Source organism: Erythrobacter sp. (genome assembly GCF_039988855.1).
Taxonomy (GTDB): domain Bacteria; phylum Pseudomonadota; class Alphaproteobacteria; order Sphingomonadales; family Sphingomonadaceae; genus Erythrobacter.
Genome location: NZ_JBDXIY010000015.1, coordinates 836,156 through 853,162, shown reverse-complemented (window position 1 = coordinate 853,162; position 17,007 = coordinate 836,156). Strand labels below are relative to the sequence as shown.

At 56.1% G+C, this 17,007-nt stretch carries 20 protein-coding genes and 1 tRNA gene; 7 read left to right on the top strand and 14 right to left on the bottom strand.

Going from position 1 to position 17,007, the window contains the following annotated elements:
• Nucleotides 1-34: 34 nt before the first annotated feature.
• Both ABJ205_RS06970 and efp read right to left on the bottom strand, forming a co-directional pair.
• Complete coding sequence (locus tag ABJ205_RS06970) at nucleotides 35-868, bottom strand: inositol monophosphatase family protein (protein WP_348157125.1); 834 nt, start codon at nucleotides 866-868, stop codon at nucleotides 35-37.
• A gap of 6 nt (nucleotides 869-874) precedes the next feature.
• Nucleotides 875-1,435 carry an elongation factor P gene (gene efp, locus ABJ205_RS06965; protein ID WP_348157127.1) on the bottom strand — a complete coding sequence of 187 codons (561 nt, stop codon included), beginning with the start codon at nucleotides 1,433-1,435 and terminating at the stop codon, nucleotides 875-877.
• Nucleotides 1,436-1,658: 223 nt separating this feature from the next.
• Here efp and ABJ205_RS06960 point away from each other — a divergent pair, with 223 nt between their 5' ends.
• Nucleotides 1,659-2,075 carry an elongation factor P gene (locus ABJ205_RS06960; RefSeq protein WP_348157129.1) on the top strand — a complete coding sequence of 139 codons (417 nt, stop codon included), beginning with the start codon at nucleotides 1,659-1,661 and terminating at the stop codon, nucleotides 2,073-2,075.
• A gap of 9 nt (nucleotides 2,076-2,084) precedes the next feature.
• Here the strand turns inward: ABJ205_RS06960 and thiE are convergent, their stop codons facing one another.
• The 8 genes from thiE to tkt form a co-directional block, all read right to left on the bottom strand.
• Nucleotides 2,085-2,726 carry a thiamine phosphate synthase gene (thiE, locus tag ABJ205_RS06955; RefSeq protein WP_348157132.1) on the bottom strand — a complete coding sequence of 214 codons (642 nt, stop codon included), beginning with the start codon at nucleotides 2,724-2,726 and terminating at the stop codon, nucleotides 2,085-2,087.
• A gap of 72 nt (nucleotides 2,727-2,798) precedes the next feature.
• Nucleotides 2,799-3,689, bottom strand: a complete 891-nt coding sequence (locus ABJ205_RS06950; RefSeq protein WP_348155306.1) for a fructose bisphosphate aldolase — start codon at nucleotides 3,687-3,689, stop codon at nucleotides 2,799-2,801.
• 101 nt (nucleotides 3,690-3,790) lie between these two features.
• A complete protein-coding gene (locus ABJ205_RS06945) occupies nucleotides 3,791-4,246 on the bottom strand; it encodes a PaaI family thioesterase (protein ID WP_348155307.1) in 456 nt (151 codons plus the stop codon).
• Nucleotides 4,247-4,263: 17 nt separating this feature from the next.
• Nucleotides 4,264-4,692: a nuclear transport factor 2 family protein gene (locus ABJ205_RS06940; RefSeq protein WP_348155308.1), complete on the bottom strand. Its 429-nt coding sequence runs from the start codon at nucleotides 4,690-4,692 to the stop codon at nucleotides 4,264-4,266.
• Nucleotide 4,693: 1 nt separating this feature from the next.
• Entirely contained in the window at nucleotides 4,694-5,893 is a 1,200-nt protein-coding gene (locus ABJ205_RS06935) for a phosphoglycerate kinase (RefSeq protein ID WP_348155310.1), read from the bottom strand.
• 31 nt (nucleotides 5,894-5,924) lie between these two features.
• A complete protein-coding gene (locus tag ABJ205_RS06930) occupies nucleotides 5,925-6,350 on the bottom strand; it encodes a hypothetical protein (RefSeq protein ID WP_348155313.1) in 426 nt (141 codons plus the stop codon).
• 18 nt (nucleotides 6,351-6,368) lie between these two features.
• Nucleotides 6,369-7,376: a type I glyceraldehyde-3-phosphate dehydrogenase gene (gene gap / locus ABJ205_RS06925; RefSeq protein ID WP_348155314.1), complete on the bottom strand. Its 1,008-nt coding sequence runs from the start codon at nucleotides 7,374-7,376 to the stop codon at nucleotides 6,369-6,371.
• A 16-nt stretch (nucleotides 7,377-7,392) separates the two neighbouring features.
• On the bottom strand, nucleotides 7,393-9,390 hold the full coding sequence (gene tkt, locus ABJ205_RS06920; RefSeq protein WP_348510028.1) for a transketolase: 1,998 nt from the start codon (nucleotides 9,388-9,390) through the stop codon (nucleotides 7,393-7,395).
• Here tkt and ABJ205_RS06915 point away from each other — a divergent pair.
• From ABJ205_RS06915 to ABJ205_RS06890, 6 genes are all read left to right on the top strand, one after another.
• Nucleotides 9,383-9,628, top strand: a complete 246-nt coding sequence (locus ABJ205_RS06915) for a hypothetical protein (RefSeq protein WP_348155317.1) — start codon at nucleotides 9,383-9,385, stop codon at nucleotides 9,626-9,628. The two genes, tkt and ABJ205_RS06915, sit on opposite strands and share 8 nt — an antisense overlap.
• A 20-nt stretch (nucleotides 9,629-9,648) precedes the next feature.
• Nucleotides 9,649-9,903, top strand: coding sequence for a hypothetical protein (locus ABJ205_RS06910; RefSeq protein ID WP_348155319.1), 255 nt, complete (start codon nucleotides 9,649-9,651; stop codon nucleotides 9,901-9,903).
• On the top strand, nucleotides 9,896-10,474 hold the full coding sequence (zapA, locus tag ABJ205_RS06905; RefSeq protein ID WP_348155321.1) for a cell division protein ZapA: 579 nt from the start codon (nucleotides 9,896-9,898) through the stop codon (nucleotides 10,472-10,474). The genes ABJ205_RS06910 and zapA overlap by 8 nt, the downstream gene beginning before the upstream one ends.
• A gap of 330 nt (nucleotides 10,475-10,804) precedes the next feature.
• Complete coding sequence (locus ABJ205_RS06900; RefSeq protein ID WP_348510040.1) at nucleotides 10,805-11,407, top strand: 5-formyltetrahydrofolate cyclo-ligase; 603 nt, start codon at nucleotides 10,805-10,807, stop codon at nucleotides 11,405-11,407.
• Nucleotides 11,407-11,625 (top strand): DUF2842 domain-containing protein, encoded by a 219-nt coding sequence (locus ABJ205_RS06895; RefSeq protein ID WP_348155323.1) that lies wholly within the window; start codon nucleotides 11,407-11,409, stop codon nucleotides 11,623-11,625. Before ABJ205_RS06900 ends, ABJ205_RS06895 begins: the two co-directional genes overlap by 1 nt.
• Nucleotides 11,626-11,717: 92 nt before the next feature.
• Nucleotides 11,718-13,169 carry an MFS transporter gene (locus tag ABJ205_RS06890; protein WP_348155326.1) on the top strand — a complete coding sequence of 484 codons (1,452 nt, stop codon included), beginning with the start codon at nucleotides 11,718-11,720 and terminating at the stop codon, nucleotides 13,167-13,169.
• A 29-nt stretch (nucleotides 13,170-13,198) separates the two neighbouring features.
• Here the strand turns inward: ABJ205_RS06890 and ABJ205_RS06885 are convergent.
• The 4 genes from ABJ205_RS06885 to ABJ205_RS06870 all read right to left on the bottom strand — a co-directional run bounded on the left by ABJ205_RS06885 (nucleotide 13,199) and on the right by ABJ205_RS06870 (nucleotide 16,986).
• Nucleotides 13,199-13,275 (bottom strand) — tRNA-Asp (locus ABJ205_RS06885).
• Nucleotides 13,276-13,374: 99 nt separating this feature from the next.
• The gene (locus ABJ205_RS06880) at nucleotides 13,375-14,628 is read right to left on the bottom strand and encodes a dihydrolipoamide acetyltransferase family protein (RefSeq protein WP_348155327.1); all 1,254 of its coding nucleotides are present in this window, start codon (nucleotides 14,626-14,628) and stop codon (nucleotides 13,375-13,377) included.
• A gap of 7 nt (nucleotides 14,629-14,635) precedes the next feature.
• Nucleotides 14,636-15,694, bottom strand: a complete 1,059-nt coding sequence (locus ABJ205_RS06875) for an alpha-ketoacid dehydrogenase subunit beta (RefSeq protein ID WP_348155329.1) — start codon at nucleotides 15,692-15,694, stop codon at nucleotides 14,636-14,638.
• Nucleotides 15,691-16,986 (bottom strand): 3-methyl-2-oxobutanoate dehydrogenase (2-methylpropanoyl-transferring) subunit alpha, encoded by a 1,296-nt coding sequence (locus ABJ205_RS06870; RefSeq protein ID WP_348155331.1) that lies wholly within the window; start codon nucleotides 16,984-16,986, stop codon nucleotides 15,691-15,693. Before ABJ205_RS06870 ends, ABJ205_RS06875 begins: the two co-directional genes overlap by 4 nt.
• Between the last annotated feature and the right edge of the window lie 21 nt (nucleotides 16,987-17,007).

Sequence of the window (17,007 nt, the reverse complement as noted above, 5' to 3'; positions counted from 1 at the left end):
AAAGCGGAAGCGCGCTGTTAGCGGGGCTTGGCGTTTATCGCAAGCTTCCCGCTAGAATTTTGTGCAGTTTGGAATGCAGCGCATCGTTTGCAGCGATAATCTGTTTGGAATGGATCTGTTCAGAGCGTCCGCGATAGTCAGATACAAACCCGCCCGCCTCGCGCACGAGAAGGCAGCCAGCAGCCGTGTCCCAATCGTTGAGGTCGCTTTCCCAAAAACCATCAAAACGCCCTTGCGCCACATAGGCAAGATCAAGCGAGGCCGCGCCGAACCGGCGGATACCTGCAACTTCTGGACCGATCGCGCAGAAAATGCGGCTCCACTCTGCAAAGTCGCCGTGTCCCTGAAACGGAATGCCAGTGGCAATCAAAGCGTCTGACAAATGGCGTCGTGCTGAAACGCGAAGCCGCGCGTCTTGCAGCCATGCACCGCGGGTCTTTTCGGCCCAATACGTCTCGTCAAGGATCGGGTTGTAGATGACACCAGCGGTCACTTCACCCCAAGCGTTCCCTTGCGCATCCGGGCCGCCAAGGCGCGGTTCCTGTACTGCAATGCTGATCGCGAAGTGGGGAATTCCGTGTAAGAAATTGCTCGTTCCATCGAGAGGATCGACGATCCAGCGCGGCTTGTCCGGCGCGCCTTCGATGACGCCAGCCTCTTCCATCACGAAGCCCCAATCGGGCCGTGCATGAAGCAGTTCGTCATAGATCGCGCGTTCTGCGCGCATATCGGCCTTTGAAACAAAGTCCGCTGGGCCTTTGCGGCTCACCTGCAAATGCTCAACTTCGCCAAAGTCACGGCGCAAACGTCCACCTGCTTTGCGAGCAGCGCGTTCCATCACGCGGATCAGGCCTGAAAACATACTCATGAGAGCTTAGGCCTTCCCAACATAAGTTTGTTCGTACACGTCGACGATAATGCGAGTGCCGCTCTCGATGTGAGGCGGAACCATGATGCGAACGCCATTGTCGAGGACGGCGGGCTTATAGCTCGAAGAGGCAGTCTGACCCTTCACCACGGCATCGGCCTCGGTGATTTCGGCTTCGATCTGTTGCGGCAATTGTACGCTGATTGGCTTTTCTTCCCACAGCTCAAGCATCACTTGCATCCCGTCCTGAAGGAACGCTCGCGCATCGCCGAGAAGATCGTTGGGAAGGTTGATCTGCTCATAATTGGTCGTGTCCATAAAGACGAGCATGTCGCCGTCTTCATAAAGGAACTGGTAATCCTGCGTGTCGAGGCGCACCTTTTCCACCGTATCCGCGCTGCGGAAGCGGACGTTGGTTTTGCGGCCGTCCTGAAGGTTCTTCATCTCGACCTGCATATATGCGCCGCCTTTGCCTGGCTGGGTATGCTGGATCTTGGCAACCTTCCAGATGCCTTTCTCATACTCGATGATATTGCCGGGACGGATGTCAACGCCGCTGATTTTCATGAGACAAATGCTTTCGAAAAATGTGAAAGGCGCTGTCGCTTATTTGGAGCGCGCACCCTGACTGGAAATCAATGGGCGCCAATAGCCGCTCCGTCCATGCGGGGCAAGCGCAGTGAATGACTACGCCCGCCTCCGGCATAGGATGCATTTTTTTACGGTTAACACGCTGGCCGTACTTACGGTAAATCGGTAGTAAAGCTGGCAAGAGCTATACAAGCGAAGCATGAGAACACTTTTCATCATCCTTTTAGCCGTGACCGGAGCGGTTGTCGCGACGGCTGGGCCTGTCTTGTCTAAGCAAGGTCATTCTGGACAATTCGAGCATGCTTCCCTTCCGACAGGGGGAATGCTGCGGACAATGCCGCACGGAGAATATGAGTGCACCTTGCCTGGTGATGCGGGCGGAGCTGCGTACAAGGTGGTGAATGCAGAAGGGTTTCGTATCAGCACTGCTTCGCGCTACCGAAATTCTGCGGGCACGGGCACCTACATTCTGCGCGGAAACAAACTGACGTTCACCGCAGGCCCCAAAAATGGTGAGCTGTTTGAACGCGTTGGTGAAAACCAACTGCTTAAGACTGATGCCAAGGGTGAGCGCAGCGAACTGCTATGCACAAGGCTTGCGGACCGGCGGCAATAGGCTCGGCACTTACTGCGCGGCGTCAATCGCTTCTTTGAAGCCGCGCACGGCTTTGCTTTCATCCCCATTCCAGACACCGCCGGAAACGGCGAGAAAGTCTGCGCCAGCAGCCACCAACGGCCCGCAATTAGCAGGCGTGATCCCACCGATAGCAACAAGCGGAATTTCAAACAGCTTTACCCACTGTTCAATCATCTCAGTCGTCGGACGCTCTGCATCGCCTTTGTCCTTGGTGGTGCTCTCGAAGAAAGCGCCAAAGGCGACATAGTCTGCACCCGCCTCGCCCGCTTCCATCGCCATATGCATTGAGGCATGACAGGTTACACCGATCTGCGCATCGCGGCCCAGCTCCTCGCGCGCTTCTTTAGGATCGCCATCATCTTGGCCCAAATGCACACCGTCTGCCTTAAGGCGTTTGGCAAGGGCCACATCGTCATTCACGATAAAAGCGACATCGTGCGCGGTGCAGATTTCTAGTAAAGGCTCTGCCAAGCGAGCGGCCTCATGTTGGTCGGCGAGCCCCTTCACCCGGAATTGAAACGCAGTGACAAGCCCCTCACCCGCCTTAAGAGCACGCTCAAGTCGGTCAGGAAAATCACCGCCTACATCTTGCGGGGAGATAAGGTACAGCTGTGTTGCAATGTCGCTCATGGTCAACCCCATAGCGACGGGCCTCACCTAGGCAAAGCCCCCTTGCAAAGACCATTGCAGGACAAGCGTCCCTTACCCCGCTACGCTGGCCGCCTGAATTTGGTTGATCGCCTTGCCAAGTGCGCCGTCAAACTCACCGTTTGATTGGCCCTTGCGCAGATCTTGGAGGAGGCCGCGCGAGAAGCTTGCGATCATGCCGGGGTTCTTGGCCAAATGGTCGCAGGCGTCATCGGTTGAATAACCACCAGAAAGCGCCACGACGCGCAGCACATTAGGGTGTTCAATCGCTGGGGCGTAGTGCCCCGGCTTTACCGGGATAGACAGCTTGAGCATGACCTTGCGGCCTTCGGGCAGCGCGTCCAAACCTTTCATGATCTCCGCCAGAAGGGTGTCTTCACCCTCCTCACGGCTGTCAGAGGTGATATCAAATTCAGGCTCAAGCATCGGCATAAGGCCAGCGTCCGCGATTTGGTTGCCGACTTCGAATTGCTGCGCCACCACGTTCGCAATCCCTTGCGCATTTGCGGACTTGATAACCGAACGCATTTTGGTGCCGAACATGCCGTAACCAACTGACTTTTCCAGAAGCGCAGGAAGTTTGTCCAATGGCTTCATCATCTGCGCGCCGTTTTCCTCGTCCGCCAAGCCTTGATCCACTTTGATGAACGGTACAATGCCGCGCGCCTTCAAGGCGTCTGCTGTGCTTTTTCCATCGACTTCACCGTCCATGGTTCTCTCGAACAAGATCGCACCGATAACTTTACCGCTGGAAAAACAAGGCGTTGTGATGACCCGGCTGCGCATAGTATGGATTTGAGCGAACATTTCATCATCGCCCGACCATTCATTGTCTTCCACACCGTAGCCCCGAAGCGCCTTGGGAGTTGAACCGCCCGATTGGTCAAGCGCTGCAATAAAGCCCTGGCCGTTAGCAATTTTTGCAGTCATCTCTTGAGTGTTCATTGCGCTTCATTCCTCTATGCATGTCGCATCTATGCAATCGTATGCGTGAATTTCTCGAGCCCTTTAACCAGAGCAACTGCCGCTCGCAACCGGCCTTGTGGTTAGCGTTTTGAGAATTTCCGAATTATGCCTGTAAAACTGAGAGCGGGCTTGCCGTCAGCGGTGATCATCCCGCGAATAAATATGGTCTTGCCCCCGCCTCTTGTGACTTCGCCGCGTGCCTCCATCAATGCACCGGCCTTCGCTCCTCCAAGAAAGTCGCTCGATAGGTTCATGGTCACCCCCATCTGTTCACCCATTTCATCGGTCGCGATAGCGAATAAGGCAAAATCAGCGAAGGTCATCAGGCATCCACCATGTATGGAGCCCCCACCGTTCATATGTTTTTCCGCAGCCCGAAAGGCACTCAGATAGGTGCCATCGTCCTCTCGGCGCATATAAAACGGTCCGGAGCCTGTTTCGAATGGATCATGGTTCCAATGATACCAGCCAGCAAACTCGCCCTCTTCGCAGCGGACGGCTTTGCCATAGCCATATTCAGTCTTTTGTTCTGTCATCGCAGCACGTCCTTATCTCAACGCCACAATTGCAGCGAACGGATCGCATCGCACAGCTTATTGTTCGGGTCCGTCGGCGCAACAGACCTTTCAGCCAACTGCCAATTGCGCCTAATTCTCGCGCGGCGCCACAAATCGGTCAGGAGAAAGGTGCCGGACCAATCGTTTGCGCCGACCTGAAGCTCCAAATCAACCTGGGCCGAATACCAAGCGTTGGCGCCGTATTTGCGTGCACTGGCCTCATGAAAACGAAAGCCTTTGCACACAAGACCTCGATCGAGCCCTGCTAGAAAGCTTGGCCGGTCAAGCAATGCCGGCGGTTGAGTGCCAAACATCATCAGACAATCACGCGCCATCATAGATCGCACTTCGTCCGGGTCCCGATTCATCCACGCACGCATCAGGCGCGTCTCATCGACTTCGAGCTCGGCTTGAATCCTGTTCATTTTAGCCTTCTAGCGCCGAAACACCGGGAAGGACTTTACCTTCCATCCATTCAAGGAACGCACCACCTGCAGTCGAGATATAGGTCACATCATCGGTCACGCCCGCTTGAGCAACGGCAGCGACCGTATCCCCGCCCCCGGCAACGCTGATCAGCGATTCTTCAAGGGTTAACGCGGCGACATGATTGGCCAATGCCATGGTTGCCGTGTCGAAGGGCTCCGTTTCAAACGCACCCAATGGACCGTTCCATACCAGTGTGCGGCAGGTTTTGAGTACATCGGCCAGCGCCTCAGTTGCCTGAGGACCAATGTCGAGGATCATCTCATCTTCTGCGACTTCATGGACATTGCATGTGCGCAAAGAAGCAGGGTTTGCCGCGAATTCCTTTGCAACCAGAACATCGTAAGGCAGGTGCACGGTGCAGCCAGCGTGATCGGCTTCGTCCATGATTTTGGAAGCGATATCGGTAAGGTCATGCTCGCAAAGGCTCTTGCCCACATCGACCCCGCGCGCAGCGAGGAAGGTGTTCGCCATGCCGCCACCAATGATAAGGTGTTGGACACGGCCCACAAGGTTTTCGAGGACAGCCAGTTTGGTCGATACCTTCGCTCCGCCAACGACGGCGGCAACGGGGGCCTCTGGATTGCCAAGCGCGCTATCGAGGGCCCTGAGTTCCTTTTCCATCGCGCGGCCAGCATAGGCGGGCAGGATGTGCGCGATGCCTTCGGTGGTTGCGTGCGCCCGGTGCGCGGCAGAAAAGGCATCATTCACATAGAAATCGGCGCTGGCCGCAATGTCCTTGGCAAAACCGGCATCATTTGCCTCTTCACCCGGCCAGAACCGCGTGTTTTCCAAAAGGCCAATATCGCCATTGCGCAGGATACCAAGAGTTTGCTCAACCACTGGGCCAGAGACCTCTGGGATGAACATGATCTCTTTGCCCAGCACATTCTCTACATCGCCAACAACCATGCTGGTCGAAAGCACGCTGGAACGTTTGCCTCCAGGACGGCCAAAGTGGGCAAGCAATAGGACTTTCGCGCCCTTTTTGCTTAGCTCAAGAATCGTTGGCTTTACCGCCTCAGCACGGGTTAGGTCCGTGGCAGAGCCATCCTTCATCGGAAGGTTCAAATCGACCCGGACCAACGCAACCTTGCCGGTCACATCGCCTAAGTCGTCGATTGTTTGGAACTTAGACATCAAAAGAGAGCTCCGACTGAATTATGTCAATCTAATATGCAAAATCTAAAAATAGCGGGACGGCGCCAAGAAAGGCGACCGTGGTCGTTGTTATGCCAAGCGTTTTGGAACGCGACCAACCGCTTACACCGATTGCCCCAAGCAACGCCAGCGATCCAATCCCAAAGCTTGCAGACATCAAAACCTGTATTGCCACGATTGAACTGCCTGCCATTTCGGGCGGTGCATTGGGGTGACTGTTCGCAACCACTCCAACGCTCATATAAGCGGTAACGATGAATGAGCAGGCGCCCACGGCGGCAAGCCCGATTGCCCAGCGCACAACGTTCGAAGGCTTAGCCAGCGTCAAGAGTGTCACAAAAAGCGTCGCCGAAACACCGCCAAGGAATGCACCCAGAAACCCAAACTGGCGCGCGAGGTCACCAAGGTATTCTGGATGCAATTCCGTAATATTCATCGAATTGGGCGCACCTAATTAAAGGAACGTCGCCATCACCTTAGCGGTGTCGATCATGCGGTTGGAGAAGCCCCATTCATTGTCGTACCAGCTGACCACGCGGGCAAGCTTGCCTTCCATCACGCTGGTCTCAAGGCTGTCCACAGTCGAGCTTGCCGGGTGGTGGTTGAAGTCTGAGCTCACCAGCGGATCGGTGGTGAAATCAAGCACACCCTTCATCGGACCATCGGCTGCCGCTTTAAGCGCAGCGTTGAGTTCCTCAGCCGTGGTGTCGCGGCCCGGTTGGAACACAAGGTCAACCAGGCTGACGTTCGGTGTTGGCACGCGGATTGAAGAGCCGTCGAGCTTACCAGCAAGCTCAGGCAGAACCAAACCAACAGCGCGTGCAGCACCAGTAGTGGTTGGGATCATGTTCTGAGCCCCGCCGCGTGCCCGGCGCATATCACCGTGCATCTGGTCCAGCATACGCTGATCGTTGGTGTAGGAGTGAACCGTGGTCATAAAGCCGCGCTCAATCCCGACCGTGTCGTTCAGCACTTTGGCAATTGGCGACAGGCAGTTGGTGGTGCAGCTTGCGTTCGAAACGATTACGTCTTCTGCGGTCAGAACATCGTGGTTCACGCCGTATACGACGGTTGCCGATACGCCTTTCGCAGGGGCTGAGATCAGAACGCGTTTCGCGCCAGCAGCAAGGTGCGGACGGCATGCTTCGTCGCTTTGGAAGAAGCCGGTGCATTCCAGAACAATGTCCACGCCCTGTTCGCCATGCGGCAAGTTGGCTGGGTCACGCTCAGACGTCACAGCGATACGGTTGCCGTTCACGACAATCGCGCCTTCTTCGACTTCGACCGTGCCGGGGAAACGGCCATGGGTTGAATCATATTGGAACAAAAGAGCGTTTGATTTGGTGTCGGCCAGATCGTTGATCGAGACCAGCTCCATATCATCATCGCTGCGCTCAAGGATGGCGCGGGCGACAAGACGGCCGATGCGGCCAAAACCGTTAATTGCAACCTTAGTCGTCATTGTGAGGGTTTCCTGCTTACTTGCTCAATTTCTTGAGGATTTGTGGAACAATCGCCTCCGGGGTGAGGCCGAATTTCTCGAACAGCTGACCGGCCGGCGCGGAGGCTCCGAAACGGTCGATGCCGATGTTGAGCCCGCTAAGGCCCGTATAACGCTCCCACCCTTGGGTAACGCCTGCTTCGATCGAAACGATCAAAGCGTCTGATGGCAAAACGTCTGCTTTATATGCTGCGTCTTGCGCATCAAAGAGTTCGGTGCACGGCATAGAGACAATGTCGGTACCGATGCCCTGCGCTTCAAGCTGGGCGGCGCAATCAGTTGCAAGCGCGACCTCGCTGCCGCTTGCGACCAGTACAACTTTGCGCGCGGCCTTCGCCGATTGGAGCCGGTAGCCGCCCTTAGCGCAGCGGTTGTCGGCGCCGGTCCATGTTTCATCGCCCTCACCGCGAAGCTGCGGCAAGCCTTGGCGGGTCAGCGCAAGAACCGAAGGCGTCTGCGTTGATTTCACCGCCAATGCCCAGCATTCCGCGGTCTCAATCGTGTCACACGGGCGGAATGTCATAAGGTTCGGGATCAGGCGAAGGCTCATCACCTGCTCAATCGGCTGGTGGGTTGGACCATCTTCGCCAAGGCCGATGCTGTCATGGGTCATGACATAGATCACCTGCGTCTGCTGCAAAGCCGACAGGCGGATCGCATTGCGGCAATAATCGGAGAAGATCAGGAACGTGCCGCCATAAGGGGTCACGCCGCCGTGCAGAGCCATGCCGTTCATCGCGGCGGCCATGCCAAATTCACGGATGCCGTAATAGACATAACGGCCCGCGTAATCTTCGGGCGTAAACGGCGCGGTCGATGGTGTTTTTGTGTTGTTGGACCCGGTTAGGTCAGCGCTGCCACCGATAAGCTGCGGGAGCTGCTCAGTCAGCGGGCCAAGCGCCATTTCGGACGCCTTACGGGTCGCAACCTTCTTTGGCTCTGCGGCAAGAGCGCGAATGTAACCTTGCAACGCTGCATCTGCGCCCGCAGCAGGCCCTGCCATTTGCGCTTCGAAAGCTTGCTTTTGAGCGGAAGCTGCCAAACGCGCATCCCATGCAGCGCTGTCTTCAGCACCCTTAGCGCCCACGCTGCGCCAGTTCGCTTCGATTTCGGCGGGCACATTAAATGGCGCCGCTTCCCAACCAAGAACATCACGCGCCGCGCTGATTTCATCAGGCCCAAGCGGCGCGCCGTGGGTGGCGCTGGTGCCTTGCTTGTTAGGTGCGCCTTTGCCGATCACCGTCGTACACGCCACTAAGGACGGGCGCGGGTCAGCTTTCGCCGCCTCGAGCGCTGCATCAATGCTGGCAAAATCGTGGCCATCGCATTTCACGACGTGCCAACCGGTCGCTTCATAACGGGCGCAGATATCTTCGCTGGTCGACATATCCGTGCCGCCATCAATGGTGATGGCATTGTCATCCCAAAGGACATTCATCTGACCAAGCTTGAGGTGTCCAGCAAGACCAATCGCCTCGTGGTTGATACCTTCCATCAGGCACCCGTCGCCGGCAATCACCCAAGTGCGGTGGTCCACCAGATCATCACCAAACTTCGCGTTCAAATGCCGCTCAGCCATCGCCATGCCCACGGCCATTGCAAGCCCCTGTCCCAAAGGACCGGTGGTGCACTCAACACCATCAAGCAGGAAGTTTTCAGGGTGGCCAGCACATGGGCTGCCCAGCTGGCGGAAGTTGGCAATCTCGTCCATTGTCGGACGCGCATATCCAGAAAGGTTCAGAAGCGAATAGATCAGCATCGACCCATGGCCCGCTGAAAGAACAAACCGGTCGCGGTCAGCCCAATCAGGACGGCCTGCGTCAAATTTCATATGCCGATCAAACAAGACGGTCGCAGCATCAGCCATACCCATGGGCATGCCTGGGTGACCAGAATTGGCAGCTTGCACTGCGTCCATCGACAAAGCTCGGATGGCGTTGGCCATTGGTTGAAGGCGGGCTGGGTCGATGGTCATTATTTTGCTCGGCTCCTGCGTGGGCACCCTCGCGGACGCAATCTTGGATTATCACGACTTCATTGACGACAAGGCAAGGGCCGATTCGCCCTATATACTGCCGCGTGGAAAGGCCATTGCTGAGCCACCTTGCAAGGTCAACACTCGGGCGCGCACGCTTACCCAAAGACTTGATAATTGCTGCCATCTGGAGATCATTTATCAACAGCAACAAGCAAAGCTTTGCGAACCGACATAAACTTGGTAAATCTCCGCCCTATGAGCGCGACACGTATCGATCAGGCTATGACCCGGATAACCGCTGCAATGGCGCGTATTGACGCGGCACGGCTCGACCTGAAGTCTTCCACTGAGAATTCAGAGAAAACCGACGCGCCCTCCGACGCGCCCTCCCACGCAGGCGGCTCAGCGCGAGTTATGGCTCTTGTTAATGCCCATGAGAAGCTTCGCGAAGAAGTTGCTGATACTCTTGGAGAATTGGACACACTGATCGAGGAGTTGGAGGGTGAATAAGGTCAAAATTCAGATCGGCCCACGTTCTTACCAAATTGCCTGTGACCCGGCGGACGAAGATAAGGTGCGCAAATTTGGCGCGCTTATCGACGAAAATTACGCAAAACTTGGGAGCGCTCGTGCCGCACAAGAGGCGGAGAACTTGGTTTTTGCTGCCCTTTTTATGGCCGATGAATTGGACGAAGCGCGCACAGACGTCGGCAATGCTCGCACCGAACTGGCACAAGCGAATGCCGAACTGGCCCGCGCAAAAGACGACATCACCAACGCCGCGCGCAAGGCAAAATCCGAAGTCGAACAGGACATCGAGAAGGCAAGCAAGGGTAAGGCCGAGCTCAACGCAGAGATCGAAACCTTGCGCAAGGCCGAAGAGCATTCACGCAAGGAAGCGGTAAAGTTGAAGGCGGAAATCGCCGCAATGCAGGAAGACGCACGGCACCAACATGATTTGTTTGGAAGCGCTGAAGACAATGCGGCGCATACCAAGGCGCTAGCTGAGAAACTGGAAGCCTTGGCATTGCGCGCAGAGACCACTGCGACTGAGCTTGAAGGGTTGGCCAAGGCGTCCTAAGTAGTCTCTCGGCGGGGCTGCCCGGCACGAGCCAACGAACATCCCTGAGGCTATAAGCAATCCATAGGGAGCTGTCCCTTCTTTAGATTACGGGTTCGTCCTGGGGTCTAGAGTATACGGCGCCCACCTGACGTTTTCGCGTCAGTGGATTTCATGGTCCGGCCCATGGTGGTTCCGCTACTTTTTGTCTTTCGCACCCGCATCAGCAGGCGCATCCTCGCTTTACGGGCAGACAAGCTGCGGTCGGCGTTTCTTTTGCCCTATCGCTTCGCTACATGAGGACAGTTGCCCCTTTTGCCCTATCGCTTCGCTACATGAGGACAGTCGCCCCTGCGGCTTCCGTCCGTTTTTTGGATACTCGCCATCACTAAGTCTGATCTTCGCAAATCTCTACGCAAAGCCCGACGTGAACATGTGGCCGCACAACCTGACATTGTGCGCGGGCTTTTGTTCAACATGCCGCCTCGCCCCCTTCTGCCAAAGATTGATGGTGGAGCCGTAATCGGCCTGTACCACGCCACCGAATTTGAAGCGCCTACAAACGCTTACGCCCGGTTCTTCCAAGAGGCGGGGCACCGCATCGCGCTTCCCCATTTCGCGAATGAAGGCGCAAGCATGGAATTTCGCGAGCACACCGATCCGCATAGCGAGACAGACCTCGCTCCAGGTCCGTTCGGAATTGTCCAACCCGCGCAAGATGCTGAACTCATCTCACCGGACGTGCTTTTCGTGCCTCTGGTCGGTTTTACGCAAAGGTTAGAGCGATTGGGCCAAGGCGGCGGGCATTATGACCGTTGGCTTGCCGCAAATCCGCCGGCAAAGGCCATCGGCCTCGCCTGGGACGTGCAGTTATGCGATGAATTGCCGATTGAGCCACATGATGTGAAATTGGATGCGGTGATTACACCGACAAGAATGTACGGACTGGATTAATGCGCGAGACCCCCACTTGGAGAATTCCTGTCGGCATTATCGGCCTGTTTTTTGGGTTGATAATCTATGGTGTCTTGATCGCGGTCTATCTCGCTGACATTTTGGGCGCATTGCCGTGGTGGGTGCAAACAATTGTCTACATCGTCCTAGGTGTCATCTGGATACTCCCGCTGAAGCGATTTCTCATCTGGATGGAAACCGGCAAATGGGGCGCTTAGAGCCCTAGACCTCGCTTTTCGCATCCTCTCACAATCATTGATTGCCAGCGCGCAAGGACGCGCTTAGCCTCTTTCACTGGAGAGAGACATTTATGGCAAACAACGCGCAGGCAGGGCAAAATCCCGCCGCAACCAGCCCCCCTGCACCGCCGTCGGTATTGCTGAAACTCACGCACGGCTTTGGCGCGGCTGCCTTTGGGATCAAGAATAACGGTTTCGATTACTTTCTGCTGTTGTTCTATGGAACGGTCGTGGGGTTGGAGCCCGGCCTTGTTGGGCTCGCCATCCTGATCGCCTTGGTGTTCGATGCCTTTTCCGACCCTTTGGTGGGATATTGGTCCGACAATTTGCGATCACGCTGGGGCAGGCGCCATCCCTTTATGTATGCAGCCGCCCTCCCCGTCGGGCTCAGCTATTTCCTTTTGTGGAATCCGCCGGAACTCTCGCAATTGGGATTGTTCCTCTATCTCACCATTCTGGCGGTCCTGATCCGGACCTTCATAACCTTTTACGAAACGCCATCCACTGCGCTGCTGCCAGAGTTATCGCGCGATTATGATGAGCGCACGAGCCTTCAATCGTACCGCATTTTCTTCGGCTGGTGCGGCGGCAATATGATGAGCATTTTGATGTTCGGCTTTATCCTAACCGGCCCGCTTGGTCTGCGTGATCGGGCAGGTTTTGAGACTTACGGCATTATCGCCGGAGTCATATTGTTCGCGGCAATTGTGGTTTCCACCATCGGGACCCATCACCGTATCCCGACCCTTACCGTGCCGCCCAAGCGAACAAAGCCATTCAGCCTAAAACTCGTCTTTGGAGAGATATTTGAAACGTTGAACGAACGCAGCTTCATTGCTCTGTTTGCCGCGACCGTCTTATTTTCTGTGGCCACCGGATTGGGCGCAAGTCTGGCATTCTTAATGCTCAACCATTTTTGGGGATTTAGCGAAGGGCAGATATTCATCTGGACTACTCTGGTGTTTGTGTCGGCGGGTATATCCTTTGTGATTGCCCCCATGGCGACGAAGCGGTGGGGCAAAAAGCGCGCCACGATCATCCTTGGCCTATTTGCGTTCACCGTCCAACCTGCGCCATATTTGCTCCGGCTGGCGGGATTGATGCCGGAAAACGGTGATCCTTTGCTCTTCCCGCTTATCGTGGCGATCAACACGCTTGATCTGGCCTTTATCATCGCAGTTCAGACGGTGTCTTATGCGATGATCGCCGATCTTGTGGAATCGAACCAGGTGAAGACCGGGCGCCGCAACGAAGGGGTCTATTACGCCGCAATCACTTTCACCCGTAAATCCACGCAAGGATTGGGCGTGCTCGCAGCGGGGCTGATCCTATCTGCCGTGGCATTCCCCGATGCAGCAGAGCCCGGCACCGTGGCCGACGACATATTGTGGTCGCTTGGTGCGCTCTACGCGCCAACGTTATTGCTGATCTATGTGGCGGGCTTGTACTTTGTCTCTCGCTATAAGATCGACAAGGCACAGCATGAGGCGAACCTCGAACTGCTTTCGCAGCGAGGATCATGATCGCTCATACCTAAAGAAAATGTCCCAAGTGGCGCGAGTGACGAGACTTGAACTCGCGACCCTCGGCGTGACAGGCCGATACTCTAACCAACTGAGCTACACCCGCGCATTTAAGCGGCTAGCGCCTCTTGGGAGACGCGCATCTAGGCCACGTTCGAAAGGCTGTCAACGCCCTCTTTTGACCTAAATGCGCTTTTTTTAACTGCTAGTCTGAAAGCAGCAAAACTGGTGTCTCGATCAAGGTTTTCACCTCCTGAATAAAGCTCGCTGCATCATAGCCATCGACCACGCGGTGATCGCAGGAAATCGAGATATTCATAAGCTTGCGCTTCTCGATCCGCTCCCCGCCCATACCATCGGATACGAACATCGGACGTTCGATAATCCGGTTGGGGCCAATGATCGCAACCTCAGGGCGATTGATGACCGGAGTGGTCGCCACCCCGCCAAGCGGCCCCAATGATGTGAGCGTGAGAGTTGAGCCGGAAAGCTCCTCAGACTTAGCCGAGCCATCACGCGCGGCCCCGGCAAGACGGGTGATTTCAGAAGCCAGCTGCCACAAATTGCGGCTTTGCGCATCGCGAATGACCGGAACCATCAGGCCATTGCCTGTCTGCGTCGCCATACCAAGGTGAACCGAGCCATGGCGGGTCACAACACCGGCTTCATCATCGAAGCGCGCGTTGATCATCGGATAGCTGGGAAGCACCTTGCAAAAGGCCGTAATCAGAAGCGGCATCATAGTGAGCTTGGGCTTGCTGCCCCGCGCACTATTGAGGTCCGAACGCATGGCTTCCAAGTCCGTCACATCGCATTCTTCAACATAGGTAAAGTGCGGGATGTTGCGCTTGGCGGCGCTCATATTGGCGGCGATGCGTTTGCGAAGGCCGATGACTTTGATCGCCTCGTCTTCGCGCTTTGCACCTGCAGGAGAGAAGCCTGCGCCCGCATTGTAGGCAAGGAATTGATCAAGATCGGCATGGCGCACACGGCCATCACTCGCCGGTTTTACCTCGCCAAGGTCAATGCCAAGATCGCGGGCACGTTGGCGCACAGCCGGGCTTGCGAGGACCTTTGCCCCCGAAGACGCCTCAACAGCTGCCTCGATTGGCGCTTCAGCTGGAGCAGGTTGGGCCTTAGGTTCAGGTGTTGGTTCGGGCGTTGGTGTTGGTGTCGGAGCAGGAGAAGCCTCCTCCTCGGCCTCTGGCGCATCCTCACCCTCGATCTCAACCACGAGCAGCATTGAACCAACCGCGACCACATCACCAACTTCGCCAGCGACCTCGGTCACGGTGCCATCAACCGGGCTTTCAATGTCGATCGTTGCCTTATCCGTCATGACGTCGACAAGGTGCTGATCTTCAGAAACAGTATCGCCAACCTTGACCATCCATTCGACGATCTCAGCTTCTGCGACGCCCTCGCCCACATCGGGCATGTTGAATGTAAACTTTGCCATAATGCGCTCAGTCTTTCAGTATCTTGTCGATTGCCTCGCCAATCCGAACAGGACCGGGGAAATAGGCCCATTCGAGACTGTGGGGATAGGGTGTGTCGAAGCCGGTTACCCGTTCAACGGGCGCTTCGAGATGATAGAAACAGCGTTCTGTCACCAGTGCGGATAGTTCCGCGCCAAAGCCGCTGGTGCGGGTGGCTTCGTGTACGATGAGGCAACGCCCGGTCTTTTTAACCGATGCCTCAATCGCTTCGATATCAAGCGGGACAAGCGTGCGAAGGTCGAGGATGTCCGCGTCCACGCCCTTCTCTTGCGCCACCGCTTCGGCGACGTGGACCATGGTCCCATAGGCCAGAATGGTCAAAGCCTCACCTTCTTGCACATTGCGCGCCTTGCCCAGTGGTATCTTGTAATACCCCTCTGGCACTTCGCTCGCATCGTGTTTTTTCCAAGGTTCAACGGGCTTGTCGTAGAACCCCGTGAAGGGGCCGTTATAGATGCGCTTCGGTTCGAAGAAGATCACCGGATCATTGTCTTCGATGGCTGAAATCAGCAGCCCTTTTGCATCATATGGCGTCGATGGGATTACTGTCTTAAGCCCTGCGACATGAGTGAACATGCTTTCAGGTGACTGCGAGTGGGTTTGCCCTCCAAAAATCCCGCCGCCAAAGGGCGAACGCACCGTCATGGGCGCGATATATTCAGTCGCCGAACGATAACGCAGGCGCGCCGCTTCGCTAATAAGCTGGTCAATGCCAGGGTAGATATAATCCGCAAACTGGATTTCCGGGACAGGGCGAAGGCCATAAGCTCCCATACCAACAGCCACACCAATGATGCCGCATTCGCTGATCGGAGTGTCGAAAACACGGGTTTTACCATGCTTTTCCTGAAGACCCGCCGTGCAGCGGAAGACGCCGCCGAAATAGCCAACATCTTCGCCCATCACGATCACATCGGGATCGCGCGCCAGCATTGTGTCGAGCGCTTCGTTGATTGCCTCGATCATATTGATGCGTCTTGCGGCGGTTGCAGGTGCGTCAGTCATATCTTTGCTCTGCGCGTTCATTTGCCCGCTCCATCTTTGGGGTGATGGTCAGGCCATTTGATCTTTCGCTCGCGCGTCGCCTGTGCGGCTTGTTCTTGGAGGTGCCACGGCAGTTCTTCGAACACATCTTCGAACATAGTGTGGAACGGATGGTGAAGACCGTGGCCCAAAATACCGTTCTTTTCCGCCTGCTTTGTGGTCGCCTTCACCTCTTCAGCCGCGGCCAGATCCATCGCTTTTTGGCGGTCTTCATCCCACTCACCTATGGTGATCAGGTGGTTTTTGAGGCGCATCACTGGATCGCCCAGCGGCCATTCCTCGCGCTCTTGCGCACTGCGATAACCCAATGGATCATCCGAGGTTGAATGCCCTTCGGCGCGGTAAGTGAAATATTCGATCAAGGTTGGACCTTGGTTCGCCCTCGCCCGGTTTGCTGCCCATTGCTGCGCTGCAAAGCATGCGAGCGCATCGTTCCCATCCACGCGCAGCCCGGCGATGCCATAACCCAAAGCGCGCGCGGCGAAGGTGGTGCGTTCTGCGCCAGCAAAGCCGCTAAAGCTGGAAATCGCCCATTGATTGTTCACCACATTCAAAATCACCGGCGCGTTGTAAACGCTGGCAAAAGTACACGCGGAGTGGAAGTCGCCTTCCGCCGTTGAGCCCTCGCCCACCCATGTGGCGGCAATCCGGCTGTCGCCCTTAATCGCGCTTGCCATGGCCCAGCCAACGGCTTGCGGGGTTTGGGTGGCCAAGTTGCCGGAGATTGAGAAAAAGCTGTGCTCGCGGCTTGAATACATGATTGGCAGCTGGCGGCCTTTGAGCTTATCGCCGGCGTTCGAATAGATCTGGTTGATCATCTCGATCAGCGGATAACCACGCACGATCAAAATGCCCTGCTGGCGATAGCTTGGGAAAACCATGTCATCGGAGGCCAGAGCCATGGACGAGGCAACGCTGGTCGCCTCCTCCCCGGTGCATTTCATGTAGAATGAGGTTTTACCCTGACGCTGTCCGCGAAACATGCGTTCATCGAAAGCACGAACCATTGCCATATGGCCGAGCATCGTGCGCAGGGTATCGGGATCAAGCTTTGGGTCCCATGGCCCATGCGCCTTATTGTCCTCGCCCAGAACACGGACGAGATCATAGGCAAAGTCTTTCATATCTTCAGGCTTGCTGCCTTCGTCCGGCCGAGCTTGCTCGCCAGCCTTGGGAAGATGAACTTCGCTAAAATCAACCGGATCACCGGGCCGCGACTTGGGCTCGGGTACGTGCAAGGCAAGCGCGGGGCGGTTGGAGGCCTGATCGGCCATGTCTGCTCTCCCAGAAAAAGC